Below are 14,424 nucleotides of genomic sequence, written 5' to 3'. Positions count from 1 at the left end.
TCGCTGTTATGACTGTTGTCGAGGACACCGCCGTAGAAATTCTCTCCGATGCGGCGGGGCGGATGAGATTGCATGTTCCGTGGGTTCGTTCGGATTCCCGTCGTGCGGTGGCCGTCGAAGACAAGGTGGACAAGCAGACCGGGGTGCGCGCGGTGCACGCCTATCCCCACACCGGATCGGTCGTGGTGTGGTATTCACCCAAGCGTTGTGATCGCTCGGCGATCATGGCGGCCATTGCGGCGGCCAAAGACGTCGCTGCCGAGCTGATTCCCGCGCGTACGCCGCGCTCGGCTGATGTTCGCAACACCGAGGTGCTGCGCCTTGCGGTCGGCGGGCGGCGCTGGTGTTGTTGGGTGTGCGCCGCTACGGTTTCCGCCGCCCGCCGCTGCTGGGGCCCAAGGGTCAGCTGGTGGCCACCGGCGCGACGGTGTTCATGGGCTATCCGTTCTTCCGCGGGGCGCTACGTTCGCTTCGTTCTGGCCGAGCGGGCACCGACACCCTGGTGACGGTGGCCACGGTGGCCAGCATGGTGTTGCGGGAGAACGTGGTCGCGCTGACCGTGTTGTGGCTGCTCAATATCGGCGAGTACCTGCAGGACCTGACGCTGCGCCGCACCCGGCGGGCCATCGCCGACCTGTTGCGCGGCACCGCGGACACCGCCTGGATCAGGGTTAATGATGGCAGCGAAGTCCAGGTGCCCATCGATACCTTGCAAATCGGTGACGAGGTCGTCATTCACGATCACGTGGCGATCCCGGTGGACGGCGAGGTGCTCGACGGCGAAGCGGTAGTCGACCAGTCGGCGATCACCGGCGAAACGTTGCCGGTCAGCATGGTCGTCGGCTCCCGCGTGCACGCCGGATCGGTGGTGGTACGCGGACGCCTCGTGGTGCGCGCGGCCGCGGTGGGCAGCGAAACCACGATCGGGCGCATCATTTCCCGCGTCGAGGAGGCCCAGCACGATCGGGCGCCGATTCAAACGGTCGGTGAGAACTTCTCGCGCCGATTTGTCCCGATCTCGTTCATCGTGTCCGCGGCAACCCTGCTGCTGACCGGCGACATCCGGCGCGCGATGACCATGCTGTTGATCGCGTGTCCATGCGCGGTGGGATTGTCGACCCCGACTGCGATCAGCGCAGCGATCGGCAACGGGGCGCGCCGCGGCATTCTGATCAAGGGCGGATCGCACCTCGAACAAGCCGGGCGGGTGAACGCCATCGTGTTCGACAAGACCGGGACGCTCACCGTTGGGCGCCCCGTCGTGACGAATGTCGTTGCCTTCCAGAAGGACTGGCAGCCCGAAGAGGTCTTGGCCTATGCGGCCAGCTCTGAGATCCATTCGCGTCATCCGCTGGCCGAAGCGGTGATCCGCTCGACCAACGAACGCCACATCACGATCCCGCCGCACGAACAGTGCGAAGTATTGGTCGGCCTGGGCATGCGCACCTGGGCTGATGGCCGCGTTTTGCTGTTGGGCAGCCCGTCGCTGCTGCGTGCCGAAAAGGTCCGCGTGTCCAAGAAGGCAACCGAGTGGGTTGACAAATTGCGGCGCCAGGCTGAGACCCCGCTGTTGCTGGCGGTGGACGGCACGCTGGTCGGGCTGATCAGCCTGCGCGACGAAATCCGCCCCGAGGCCGCCGATGTGCTGAACAAGTTGCGCAGCAAGGGCATTGGGCGCATCGTGATGCTGACTGGTGATCATCCGGATACCGCCGAGGTGGTGGCCGGCGAACTCGGTATCGACGAGTGGCGCGCCGAGGTGCTGCCCGAAGACAAGCTTCAGGCGGTGCGCCAACTGCAGGACGAGGGTTACGTCGTCGCGATGATCGGTGATGGCGTCAATGACGCGCCGGCACTGGCGACCGCCGATATCGGGATCGCCATGGGTCTGGCCGGCACCGACGTCGCAGTGGAAACCGCCGATATCGCACTGGCCAACGACAACCTGCAGCGCCTGCTCGATGTACCCGATCTGGGTGCGCGAGCCGTCGCGGTGATCCGGCAGAACTACGGCATGTCCATCGCCGTCAACTCCGTCGGTCTGCTCATGGGCGCCGGAGGGGCCCTGTCTCCGGTGCTGGCCGCGATCCTGCACAACGCATCCTCGGTCGCGGTGGTCACCAACAGCTCTCGACTGATCCGCTACCGCCTGATGAACGGTCAATCCCCGACCGCGAACGAACACTCGACGGGGGAGCCCGTCGGCACCGCTAGCGAGCAACCCGCGGCGTCGCCACCGTACAGCAAGCAATCGCGCAAGCTGTCGCCGGTTCGCACAGGACAGGACTGACCATGATGCCTGTGTCCGCGCTGACGCTCTACCTCGTCTTCGCCGCACTCGGGTTCGGCTGGCGCAGCTGGACCCAGCAGCGGCGCACCGGCTCGACCGGATTTCGCGGCGTCAGTGGACGTCCCGGCTCGCTGGAATGGTGGGCCGGCGTCGGATTCGTGGGCGCCATCCTCGCCGGTGTGGCTGCCCCGCTGCTGCAACTCGGTGAAATCCTCACTCCGATGCCGGTCCTGCACGCACCCGCTGTCCAAGCGTCCGGGGTGGTGGCGGCGATCGCAGGACTCGCCGCCACCCTCTGCGCCCAACACGGCATGGGTGAATCCTGGCGGATCGGGGTCGACCCCGACGAAACCACCACCTTGGTACGCACGGGTGTGTTCGGCTGGGTCCGCAATCCCATCTTCGCTGCCATGCTCGTCTTCGCCGCCGGCATCGCTTTGATGACGCCCAACCCGCTGGCCCTGGCCGCGTTCGTGGTCCTGCTGGCGGCCATCGAGGTTCAGGTCCGTGTCGTCGAAGAGCCGTATCTGGCCCGTATCCACGGCCGCGCCTACACCGATTACCGCGCCGCGGTTGGGCGGTTTGCGCCCGGCATCGGGCGCAACTAGACACCGCCCTGAAGACGGAGGCCCCATGACGTGGACCGATGCCCACACTGCCCGGTGGAATCGATACTGGGACAAGGTTTCCCGCAACCTACGACTGAGAAATAGGGTTCTTTGACCGCCACAACCCCGGCTGCGCATGCCCCGCCGCGGAATTCCCAAACCCGTCGACTGCATACCGACGCCACACATCACAGGTGCACCGCGATTCGGAACCATAGTTCAGCCGTTGCTGTTATATCAGCGACAACTGTACAGTTGCGGCCATGCTGACGTGTGAGGTGCGGGAATCGGCGTTGTCGCGACTGGGCCGGGCGCTGGCCGATCCGACGCGGTGCCGAATTCTTGTCGCGCTGCTGGATGGAGTTTGCTATCCCGGCCTGTTGGCTTCGCACCTGGGATTGACCCGATCCAATGTGTCCAACCATCTGTCGTGCTTACGGGGCTGCGGCCTGGTTATCGCAACGTATGAGGGCCGCCAGGTTCGTTATGCCCTGGCCGATAGTCACCTCGCGCGTGCCCTGAGCGAGTTGGTTCAGGTCGTTCTCGCGGTGGACACCGATCAGCCTTGCGGTGGTGAGCAAGCCACGTTCGAGGGAGTCCGCACCATGCCGGCTAGTCGATGAGCGGGCTCGCCGAATCGCGACGAGCAAGCAGAAGATGAGGAGGGTTAGCCGTGGTTGCACATGGACTACTGATCAGGGCGACCGGGACGGTATTTACCGGGCTCGTCGGGGTGAGTGCCTACGAAGTGTTGCGCAAGGCGGTGGGAAAAACTCCCGTCCACCGCGCAGCGGTGACCGCCACAGAATGGGGCCTGCGGGGAACCCGGCGCGCCGAGGTGGCGGCCGAAGCCGCACGGCTGAAAGTTGCCGACGTGGTCGCCGAAGCTCGCGATCGGATCGGTGACAACGCCTCCCTTCCGGTCGACCCCGTAGCCGACGACTGCTGTAGCTGACATCGCACGCTGGGCACTCCTCGGCGGATAGGAGAGCTTTACATCCGCGATGAGAAGGGCGCTCTGCTATACCGCTAGGAGGGCTGATGATGCCGACCACCGCTGCGCATCCCGATGCTGGCCTCAAGCTGAGCGTTGTGTCTGCGACGGCGCGACGAATGCGGGTGCACGCCAGCGGGTTTCGATTCGACACCGGCCGCGCGGTCGCGATTGAGGACGCCGTTGGTATGGTCACCGGCGTCGAAGCCGTGCGGGCCTATCCGCGCACCGCCTCAGTGGTGATCTGGTACGCGCCTGAGCGCTGCGACACCGCCGCCGTCCTGTCGGCGATCGCCGATGCTGAGCACATCCCGGTAGCGTCGGTACCACCGCGTACCCCGCACTCGGCGGACGGCCGCAAGCCCGGTGTGGTGCAACGAGTCATCGACTGGAGCACGCGGGTGCGGTCGGGCTCGTGCGATTTTGAGAAAGGTCGTCCTCCGCAGACGGTTAGCGATGGCTGTTGCGACCATGATGACAGCGAGGACGCGCCGGAGCGGCTCTGGCAGGTCGTCAAGCTGCGGCGCGCTGCGTTGTCCGGGGTGTTGCTGACGGGGTCGGTGATCACCGCATGGGTCACTCCACTGGGGCCGGTCGCTCTGGCATTCAAAGTCGTCGCCTTGGCGGTGGGGGCCTCGACGTTCGTGCCGTCGGCCATCAAGCGACTTACGCAGGGCCGCATCGGTGTCGGCACGTTGATGACCATCGCTGCGGCCGGCGCCGTGGGTCTCGGTCAGGTCGGCGAGGCTGCCATGCTGGCGTTCTTGTTCTCCATCAGTGAGGGCTTGGAGGAATTCGCGGTGTCGCGTACGCGCCGCGGCTTGCGCGCGTTGCTGTCGCTGGTGCCGGATCAGGCCACAGTGCTGCGCGCGGGCAGCGAAACCGTGGTGGCCGCAGCCGACCTTCAGGTCGGTGATCAAATGATCGTCAAACCAGCTGAACGTCTGGCCACTGACGGCATCATTCGTGACGGTCGCACTTCGTTGGACGTCTCCGCGATCACCGGTGAGTCGGTACCGGTCGAAGCCGGACCCGGCGACGACGTGTTCGCCGGGTCGATCAACGGTTCCGGCGCGCTGCTGGTGCAGGTCACCGCAACGGCAGAAGACAACTCGCTGGCGCGCATCGTGCACATCGTGGAAGCCGAGCAGGCGCGCAAGGGCGCCAGTCAGCGACTGGCCGACCGCGTCGCGCGACCGCTGGTGCCGGGCATCATGATCGCCGGGGCCGCGATCGCCGGGGTGGGCAGCATTTTCGGTAGCCCTGCCGTCTGGATCGAACGTGCTCTGGTGGTACTGGTTGCTGCCTCTCCATGCGCGTTGGCCATCGCGGTGCCCGTGTCGGTGGTGGCCTCCATCGGGGCGGCCGCCAAGTTCGGTGTACTCATCAAAGGTGGCGCCGCCCTGGAAGGCATGGGCACCCTCGGCGCAATTGCCCTGGACAAGACCGGCACCCTGACGGCCAATCGGCCTGCGGTCATCGAAGTCGTCACCACTGGGGGCGCCACTCGCGAGGAGGTGCTGGCTACGGCAGCCGCGCTGGAAGCCCGCAGCGAGCACCCACTGGCCGCGGCCATTCTTGCCACGACCCGAACGTCGGTCGCCGCGGCTAGCGACGTGCACGCCATCCCCGGTGCCGGATTGACCGGGCGGCTCGACGGCCATGATGTTCGACTGGGACGCCCTGGCTGGCTGGACCCAGCCGGCCTCGCCGAGGACGTCATGCGCATGCAACAAGCCGGAGCCACAACGGTTCTCGTCGAACGCGACGGGCGGCTACTCGGGGCCATCGCCGTACGCGACGAACTACGTCCGGAAGCCGCCGAGGTCGTCGCCGAACTGCGAGCCGGCAACTACCAGGTGGCAATGCTCACCGGCGACAACCGCGCCACCGCTTCAGCTTTGGCCGCCGAAGCCGGAATCGAGCACGTGTACGCCGAGCTGCGTCCCGAGGACAAGGCACACCTGGTCGCAGAGCTACGTGCCCAGCGGCGGACCGCGATGGTTGGCGACGGCGTCAACGATGCTCCGGCCCTGGCCGCCGCCGACCTGGGAATCGCTATGGGCGCCATGGGAACCGACGTCGCCATCGAAACCGCCGACGTCGCGCTGATGGGCCAGGACCTGCGCCATCTGCCCCAAGCGCTGAACCATGCCCGTCGTTCCCGGCAGATCATGTTGCAAAACGTCGGGCTATCACTGGCGATCATCACCGTGCTGATGCCGCTGTCGCTGTTCGGGACCATGGGTTTGGCTGCGGTGGTATTCGTGCATGAGCTCACCGAGGTCGTCGTCATCGCCAATGGCGTGCGCGCCGGACGCATCAAACCACTTGCTGGGCCAAAGCCATCGAGTCACGATTCAACGTAACGATGCAACGAATCTACGGCCCGTCCAGGATCGTCAAGTACCGCCGGGGCGGCGGTATCAGGACGCGATGTCGGCCCTGGTCGCCAATTGATTGCCCATGCTGTCGCGTCTCCCCCGCAGCGAATCGCCGAAGCGCGTGACTCGCGAGGGTTACCCGTTCGAGTGGGCTACGGCATCCTGAGCCCGACGAGCGCCCGGTAAGAAAGGTGAGCAGAAGTGAGTGGACCCGAAACGCCAGCTAAGCAGGCCGGGGCGCACCCGGTTATGCATCTCTCAGAGTTGCTGCACGCGCCGGTCCTGGCCCGGTCGGGCGAGGCTGTGGGCCGGGTGCAGGACGTGATTGTGCGGCTGCGCGGCGCCGACGAGCATCCGCTGGTGAGTGGGATCGTCGCTGTGGTGGGGAGGCGGCGGGTGTTCATCGGCAGCCCCTCCATTTCCCAGTACGCCCCAGACCGCGTGGTCTTGGCGACACACAAAATCGATCTGCGCGGTTTCGAACGCCGCGACGGCGAGGTGTTGCTGCGCACTGATGTGCTAGGACACCGGTTGATCGATGTGGCTGCCGTGGAGTTGGTACGCGCCTATGACGTGGAGCTCGAAGATACCGGGGGCGGGTGGGTGCTTGTCCGTCTGGATACTCGCCGCCCGGCGCGGTTCTTCGGACTAATCAAAAGCCGGGGTGGGCATGCGGCCCGAGATTGGAAGGCATTCGAACCCCTGATCGGCCACGCCCGCTCCGGTGCATCGCGACGTCAGTCAGGCCGGCTCAGCGGGTTCAAACCCGCGGACATCGCTGATCTTCTCGAAGACGCTGACAAAGCCGAGGGCGGCGAGATCCTCGACCGGGTCCGCAGCGACCCGGAATTGGAAGCCGACGTGTTCGAAGAACTTGACCCTGACAAGGCCAGCCGATTGCTCAATGACATGGCCGATGACGAGGTCGCCGCACTATTGGGCCGGATGCGCGCCGACGACGCCGCCGACGCGATCGCAGACCTGCGTCAATCGCGGCGCAGGCGCGTGCTGGAGCTGATGCCGGGCCCGCAGCGCACGAAGGTGATCACCCTGATGGGCTTTAACCCCGACAGTGCCGGCGGCCTGATGAATGTCGACTTCGTCTCCTGCGCCGCAAGCACCACCGCGGGCACGGCGCTGGCAGTGATCGCGGGCGCCACGACGATACAGCCCGAGGCATTGGTCAAGATGCATGTCCTTGATGAAGACAACCGCCTGGCTGGTGTCGTGTCGGTGATCGACCTGCTGCAAGCCGAACCCGGTCACACCGTTGAAGCACTGATGGATTGCGACCCAATCCGGGTCGGCGCCGAAGCCGATCTGACCGACGTCGCCCTATTGATGGCCGACTTCAACCTCTACTCCATCCCCGTCGTCGACGGCCAGGATCGCGTGCTCGGGGTTGTCACCGTCGATGACGTGCTAGAAGCTACGATCCCCGAGGATTGGCGTCGCCGCGAACCCGCCCCCCGCCCGGTCCGCGAAATCACCCCACCAGATGACGATCGCGATGCGCCTGCACCTAACAGTGAGGCGCGGTGACCTCCGGCGAAGAGAACGCGACCGGCCACGCAGCAGCGACTCACCGATCCGAGTCGCCACCACCGAAGCGCACCGCTGTGCTTGACTCGGCTCACCTCGGTGATATCGAGGGCGCCTTCGGGCGCATTAACGTCGAGGAGACCGACCATCCCCGCACGTTCAAGACGCGGCTGCTGACGCTGCTTGCCATTGTGGGTCCCGGAATCATTGTGATGGTCGGCGATAACGATGCCGGCGGGGTGGCCACCTACACCCAAGCTGGCCAAAATTATGGCTACTCCCTGCTGTGGGTGCTACTCCTGCTCATCCCGGTGCTCATTGTCAACCAAGAGATGGTGGTCCGGCTGGGCGCGGTTACCGGCGTCGGACACGCCCGCTTGATCAACGAACGCTTTGGTCGCGGCTGGGGCTGGTTCTCCGTCGGCGACCTGTTCCTGCTCAACTTCCTCACGATCGTCACCGAGTTCATCGGCATCACTTTGGCCGCCACCTACATCGGTATCTCCAAATATATTGTCGTTCCGGTTTCAGCGGTCGCGCTCATCGCGATCATGGCCAGCGGCAGCTTTCGCCGTTGGGAGCGGGCCATGTTTGTCTTCATTGCCATCACTTTGGCGCAGATCCCAATCCTGCTGATAGCGCACCCACAGTGGGCCCAGGCCGCCAAATCATTTGTGGTGCCGAACATCTCCGGCGGCGTGACCTCGGATGCGGTGCTTTTGATCATTGCCATCGTCGGCACCACCGTGGCGCCTTGGCAGCTGTTTTTTCAGCAGTCCAACGTCGTCGACAAGCGCATTACACCTCGATTTATGGGCTATGAGCGCGCCGACACCGTGTTGGGGGCGTTCATCGTGGTGATCGGCGCCACCGCGCTGGTCATGATCGGCGATTGGGCGGCGCGCTCCACTAACACCACAGGTGGTTTCACCGACGCCGGCGCCATCTCGCATCTACTGGGCCAACACAATTCGACGCTCGGCTGGTTGTTCGCGATCGTGCTGATGGACGCCTCGATCCTCGGCGCCGCCGCAGTGACCCTGGCCACCAGCTACGCCTTTGGCGACGTATTCGGCCTGAAACACTCGCTGCACCGGGGGTTTGCCGATGCCAAACCTTTCTACCTTTCCTACAGCGCAATGGTGGCGTTTGCGGCAGCGATCGTGCTGATCCCTGGCGCCCCCCTTGGATTGATCACCACCGCCGTGCAGGCCCTCGCTGGCTTGCTGTTGCCCAGCGCCAGCGTGTTCCTCCTGCTGCTGTGCAACGACCGGGAAGTATTGGGCCCCTGGGTGAACCGGCCCTGGCTCAACTGGGTTGCCGGGCTGATCGTCGGCGTCCTGCTGCTGCTGTCGGGAATCCTGATCGCGACTACCTTGTTCCCCGACCTCAACGTGATCGTTGTCGCCGGCTACCTGGCACTGACGTTGGTCATCCTCGCCGCAGCCACGGTACCGGCACTTCGTTGGATGGGTCGCCGCCAGCCCTCACCACCGGCGGCATCGAGCCCGGCGCGGCCTATTGACCGCAATAGCTGGCGAATGCCACCACTGACCTTGTTAGAGCCCGTGACCTGGTCGCCAGGGACCCGTCTAGGCATGATTGCGCTGCGCGGCTACCTCGTCGTCGGCGCCGTCCTGCTCATCGTCAAGGCTGTCCAGCTCAGCGGCCGATGAATTTGGGCCAACCCGAAAGGTCACTAAATGAGCACGCCACGCAACGGGCGATTCGCCGCGGAAGCCAACTACCTACCGCACTACAACGACATCCAGCAGATCACAGGAACTGCCATCCTCGCCACCATTGCGGTCGCCCTGGCAGTGGCATTCATCATCATCCAACGTCGACGACGCCGCGCGCGCACCAAACAAAGCCATGTCGGTGGCCCCCGACGCTCCCGCGTCTCAAGACCTTTTAACACCCGCGGGAGAGATTAATGGCCCAAACCAATGTGCCTCGGTGGAAATGGTTGACAACGAGCGTAATCCTGCTCTTTGCTGCTGCGCTGCAGTTCGCTCCACCTGTATCAGCGGATCAAACTGACGATGACTTCCTCGCCGCGCTCAAGAAACACGGGATCGTCTTTACCAACCGCGATGTCGCAATCGCGGCCGGTCATAAAGTGTGCACCGGACTCGATGCAGGCCAGACGCCGGCCAACCTGATTTTGTCGCTGGTAAAAGACACCGACCTCTCGGCACACGTGGCCGGCTATTTCTTCGGCACCGCAGTCAATGCCTACTGCCCGCAATACCGCCCGGATACCACTGTGCCGGGAGCATAGGCCAAGAAGACGGACAAATGGCGCACCACTAGCGGCCACGGGGCACTCAGCGGGCGGCGTAGCCCTTGCACTCGCACCCCACCGACGCAACGACACATCGTTCGTGAAATTCGACGGATAACGAAACGGCTCGTCGCCCATCCTCGAGTTCGAATCTGCTTCACCCCAACATACTCGTCGTGCTCGAGCAGGTTGAACGGTGGTTTGGGTTACTCACCAATTAGAAGCCTGCCGGGGCGCACGCCACTCAATCCAGGCCGTCGAGAATGACATCTCAGACAATCTTCGTCTAGCAAGGCTAGCGACCTCGGCATCACCCTAGCCATGTTGAAACTGATGGTCATAATGAGTATCTGGTAGGACGTGGGTGGTGACAGCGTTAGGGAAGTGCGGCCGTGCGGTCGAAACCCGTAAACCCAATACCATCGATTGCGCGGCGACCTTCGAGTGTTCTTGGACGCAACTGTGATGTCTCGCAATGTATTCCACAATCAAAGGTGACTTGTTTGGGCCCTCCGCAGCGGGTGAGCACCTTGTCTGCGGCTACCGCATTGCTCGACCCGATTCTGACCAGAGCCGTTATCGAACTTGTCCGGCCAGAAGGTGACTGTTCGCCTCAAAAACTGGGAACAGACGCGCGATCCGTTTAGCGTATGTCGGACCGAGTACGACTGCGCGGAGGCATTCCCCCCCCCCCCCCCCCGAAAATGATCAAAACCGTTGCCGTTGAACACCCGGAGAACACGTGACTACTACCAGCAGCATGCTGGAGAGCTATCCCCAAGACCTCGGCGGAGGGGATACGGCCAACGTGACAGCCTGTATCGAAGCCTGTATCGACTGCGCGCAAGCCTGTACAGCCTGTGCGGACGCTTGCCTCAGCGAAGCTGCGGTCGACGAGCTGAGGAAATGCATCCGCACGTGCCTCGACTGCTCGGATATCTGCGACGTCACCGGCCGTGTCCTCTCCCGACACACCGGCTACGATGCCAACCTGACCAGAACGGTGCTCGAAACATGCGCCATCACCTGCAAAAGCTGCGCAGACGAGTGTTAGGGGCACGCCACCCATCACGAGCACTGCCGGCTGTGCGGGGAAGTTTGCCGCCGCTGCGAACGGGCATGCCGCGAGCTCATCGGCTCGCTCGGCTAAGTGCTCGCTCGGCACCTACCAGCATGGCGCCGCCACCGCCGCGCTCCTGCGCGCACGCCGTGATGGCTCAGCTGGTGTACTCGAGGCGAGTCATCATGCCGGCCTCTTGGTGATAGGTGTTGTGGCAGTGGAACATCCAGACGCCCGGGTTGTCAGCGACGAGGACGGCGCTCAATTTCTGTTTGGGCAGTACGTTGACAGTGTCTTTGCGCGGGCCGGGCGTGCCGTCGGGCTTGATCACCTGGAAAGTGTGTCCGTGCAGGTGCATCGGGTGGTACATCATGGTGGTGTTGTCGAATGCCAGCGTGGCGCGTTGGCCCTGGCGTACCTGTAGCGGCTTGGTCTTGCTGTAGGGCTCGCCGTTGATCAGCCAATCGTACTTCGTCATGTCGCCGCTGAGGACCACAGGGAGATTCGCATCGGATTTGGCTCCCAAGTCGACTTCCGGTGCGGCGGAGAACATTTCGACGGTGCCGACTCGCTTGTTGAGTTCGGGCGGCTGGAAACCCGGATCAGGGGCGCTGCCGGCGCCGGTGGAGAGCAGGGCCCGCGCCAGCGCATTTTTGCCTTCGGCAAGAGCGACCAGCGGGAAAACGCCGTCGGCGGCGGTGACGACGACGTCGTAGCGTTCGGCCATGCCGACCAGCACGGCGTCGACCTCGGTGGGCACTACAGGATAGCCGTCGGTGTGGGTGACGGTCATCGAGTGCCCGGCTAGCGCTACGCGGAACGCGGTGTCGGAGCCGGAATTGATGATCCGGATCCGGATGCGCTCTCCGGGCTTGGCGCTGAATGTGGTGGGAGCGGCGGGAATGCGGCCGTTGATGAGGTAGTGCGGGTAGGCAATATCGCCTGGGTCGCCGCCAAGCAGACTGCTGGTCCCGACACCGTCCATCTCCATGGGAGGCATGTTTCCCATGCCCGGCATGCTGCCCATGCTGGGCCTGCGCTGATTGGTCAAATCGTCGTAGAGCTGCCTGGGGGTCTTGCCGACGCCGTCGGTCCAGTCGTCGAGTACGACGATCCATTCGGCGTCATAGCGGCCCGACTCTCGGGGGTCATCGATGATCACGGGCAGATACAGGCCGTAGTCGGCGTCCAGGCCGACGTGCGGATGCGCCCAATAGGTGCCCGGGTGAGGTACCGAAAATCGGTAGGTGAAGTCGCGGCCGGCGTCGATGTTCGGGGTGGCGGGTGCGACGCCGTCCATGTCGTTGCGCAGCGCGATGCCGTGCCAATGCACCGAGGTGGCCGAATCGAGCCGGTTGGTGACCGTGACCGCGAGTTCGTCACCGACATTGGCGCGGATCAGGGGCCCCGGGATGGCGTTACCGTAGGCCATCGTGCGCACAGTGATGCCACCGAGGTCGATTGTCGTCGGTTGAGGCGTCAGTGCCGCCGTTACGGTACGCCCGGTGTGGGGCCGCGCCGCCTCGGCAGCAGCGATGGCGGCCGCCATCGCCGTGTTTCCGGTACGTGTTTGCTCGCCGGATCGGCCGCATGCGGCCAGGGCGAACCCGCCGGCGACGGTGGCAGCCACAAAACTCCGCCTGCTAAGTCGCGCCCTGTCAGAAGTCGATTCGCGCATGCCTGCACCTGTCTTTCGTTGCGCCGTTCGGTGTTTCGTTCGATCCCGGAGAGCCGCGTCCCGCTCCGTCGAGCTTGAATATACCGCATGGGGGTATTGCTGTACCGTTGGGTTGGCCGCACTGAAAGCATATCCGGGAAGGATTTTTAGATGGGACTGGCGCAGAGGCTGTTCGCTGATCATCGCCACGGTGACGGCACCGGGTGGGTGCTCAACTATCCCCGTACCTATGAATGGGCCACCAATGCGTGGTCTCTGGGGCTACGTGCGCGCATGTGGGACCGGCTGGTCGGGCTATCCGGCGCCGAGCCCGGCGATAGGGTGCTCGACGTCGGCTGCGGGACCGGATACTTCACTCGGCGAATCGCACGGGCGGTGCACCCTGGTGGCAGGGTTGTCGGGATCGATCCCTCACAATCGATGGTCGACTACGCCGCGCGGCGTGCGCCGGCGAACGCGGCCTTTCAGGTTGCCTCCGCCGAAGAGCTGCCCTTCTCCGACCAATCGTTCGATGTGGTGGTATCTAGCTTGGCGTTTCACCACTTTCCAGTCGACCGACGCGCCGACGCAGTGCGGCAAATGTACCGAGTTCTGCGACCGGGCGGACGGCTATGCATCGCCGATCTTCGCCCCTCGGGCGGTGGCGCCTTGCACCGGATTGCTGCTGTTTTCAACGCCCATGCCAGGGAGCAGAACCGGCTACACCAGCTCGATGAGCTGATTACCGATGCGGGGTTCTCCATCGTCGGCACCGGTGACCGGTTGTTGCTGCACTACATCACGGCGCAACGGCCGCTGGGTCGATGAATCCGGTGGTGGGCGCGGCGGAGCACTGGTTGTAATCGACATGCCGGGCCGAAGGTGACGGTAGATCTCAGGCATAACTATGCCGGCCGTCGTACAGCCCGTGAAGCGTCGTCAGCATCTGGTCAGGCGCAACCTAGGACTGCTCAACCGCCAAAGGCCCCGGTTTACATATACGGGTATGGGGTATATTCTGCTTCTATGTCCACCGGACGCGCAGTGAACTGCTCATCGGCGACGCACGCGATGAGTTGCGAATCCGCGCATCGGAAACACCCCGGCTTATTCCCGGTTTTCTCCCATACTGGCAGGGCTGGCGTGTCGTGATATTCGGTGGTGCTAGCAGGTTGCCTCGGCTCCGGTATGTAGTGGCCGTGGGGGCTGCGGCGTGGTTGGCGGCGTGGGTTCTCATCGGTGCCCACAGCGTGATGGGGCATTCGCAGTCTTCGGTGTCGCAGTCTTCGATGTCGCAGCCGGCGCATGCGTTGGTGGCTTCGCTGGGTGGTGAGTTCACCGTTGATGTCGATCATCCGCATGTGGGCAAGGGTTCCTCGGGCGACCATCACGAGCAGTTCACCACGGCGGTGCTGCCGCGCTCAGGCGCGGTGGTGGCTGCGTTAATCGCGTTGAGTGCGGTGGCCGCCGTGGCGCTGACCGGTGGGCTGGCCCGGTTTGGGGTGCCCGCCGGGCGCGGCCCCCCGCGCGCCCCGGCTCTTTCTGTTACCGGTCAAGACGTCTTGACCCGGTTCTGCTTGTCTCGTCGCTGACTGGTCAGCG

General features: G+C 64.3%; 10 protein-coding genes and 2 pseudogenes. 11 read left to right on the top strand and 1 reads right to left on the bottom strand.

All coding sequences use genetic code 11. From position 1 onward, the window contains the following. The first annotated feature begins 8 nt into the window (after positions 1-8). From ctpC to NF20_RS26025, 9 genes and pseudogenes are all read left to right on the top strand, one after another. Positions 9-2,290, top strand: a pseudogene (gene ctpC, locus NF20_RS06360) (manganese-exporting P-type ATPase CtpC). A 5-nt stretch (positions 2,291-2,295) separates the two neighbouring features. After that, entirely contained in the window at positions 2,296-2,898 is a 603-nt protein-coding gene (locus NF20_RS06355; protein WP_033712914.1) for a methyltransferase family protein, read from the top strand. Between the two features lie 263 nt (positions 2,899-3,161). Further along, entirely contained in the window at positions 3,162-3,521 is a 360-nt protein-coding gene (gene cmtR / locus NF20_RS26040) for a Cd(II)/Pb(II)-sensing metalloregulatory transcriptional regulator CmtR (RefSeq protein ID WP_020822721.1), read from the top strand. Positions 3,522-3,571: 50 nt separating this feature from the next. Then, positions 3,572-3,853, top strand: coding sequence for a DUF1490 family protein (locus tag NF20_RS06350; protein ID WP_014711808.1), 282 nt, complete (start codon positions 3,572-3,574; stop codon positions 3,851-3,853). A gap of 86 nt (positions 3,854-3,939) precedes the next feature. Then, entirely contained in the window at positions 3,940-6,261 is a 2,322-nt protein-coding gene (locus NF20_RS06345; protein ID WP_014711809.1) for a heavy metal translocating P-type ATPase, read from the top strand. Positions 6,262-6,525: 264 nt separating this feature from the next. Beyond that, positions 6,526-7,818, top strand: coding sequence for a magnesium transporter MgtE N-terminal domain-containing protein (locus tag NF20_RS06340; protein WP_014711810.1), 1,293 nt, complete (start codon positions 6,526-6,528; stop codon positions 7,816-7,818). After that, positions 7,815-9,494 carry an Nramp family divalent metal transporter gene (locus NF20_RS06335; protein WP_020822723.1) on the top strand — a complete coding sequence of 560 codons (1,680 nt, stop codon included), beginning with the start codon at positions 7,815-7,817 and terminating at the stop codon, positions 9,492-9,494. Before NF20_RS06340 ends, NF20_RS06335 begins: the two co-directional genes overlap by 4 nt. Positions 9,495-9,754: 260 nt before the next feature. Further along, positions 9,755-10,102, top strand: coding sequence for a DUF732 domain-containing protein (locus tag NF20_RS26030; RefSeq protein ID WP_081490110.1), 348 nt, complete (start codon positions 9,755-9,757; stop codon positions 10,100-10,102). 763 nt (positions 10,103-10,865) lie between these two features. Continuing rightward, positions 10,866-11,255, top strand: a pseudogene (locus NF20_RS26025) (four-helix bundle copper-binding protein). Positions 11,256-11,322: 67 nt separating this feature from the next. Here NF20_RS26025 and NF20_RS06330 read toward each other — a convergent pair. Then, positions 11,323-12,843, bottom strand: coding sequence for a multicopper oxidase family protein (locus tag NF20_RS06330; RefSeq protein ID WP_033712894.1), 1,521 nt, complete (start codon positions 12,841-12,843; stop codon positions 11,323-11,325). Positions 12,844-12,993: 150 nt separating this feature from the next. On the opposite strand from NF20_RS06330, the gene NF20_RS06325 reads away from it, so the two are divergent. Further along, positions 12,994-13,650 carry a class I SAM-dependent methyltransferase gene (locus NF20_RS06325; protein WP_014711813.1) on the top strand — a complete coding sequence of 219 codons (657 nt, stop codon included), beginning with the start codon at positions 12,994-12,996 and terminating at the stop codon, positions 13,648-13,650. Positions 13,651-14,015: 365 nt separating this feature from the next. Continuing rightward, positions 14,016-14,414: a hypothetical protein gene (locus NF20_RS06320; protein ID WP_020822727.1), complete on the top strand. Its 399-nt coding sequence runs from the start codon at positions 14,016-14,018 to the stop codon at positions 14,412-14,414. Positions 14,415-14,424: the final 10 nt, after the last annotated feature.

Origin of the sequence: Mycobacterium sp. MAC_080597_8934 (assembly GCF_000523975.1) — a bacterium.
In the GTDB taxonomy this organism is placed as follows: Bacteria; Actinomycetota; Actinomycetes; order Mycobacteriales; family Mycobacteriaceae; genus Mycobacterium; species Mycobacterium avium.
This window is presented reverse-complemented; position numbering and strand designations above follow the sequence as displayed.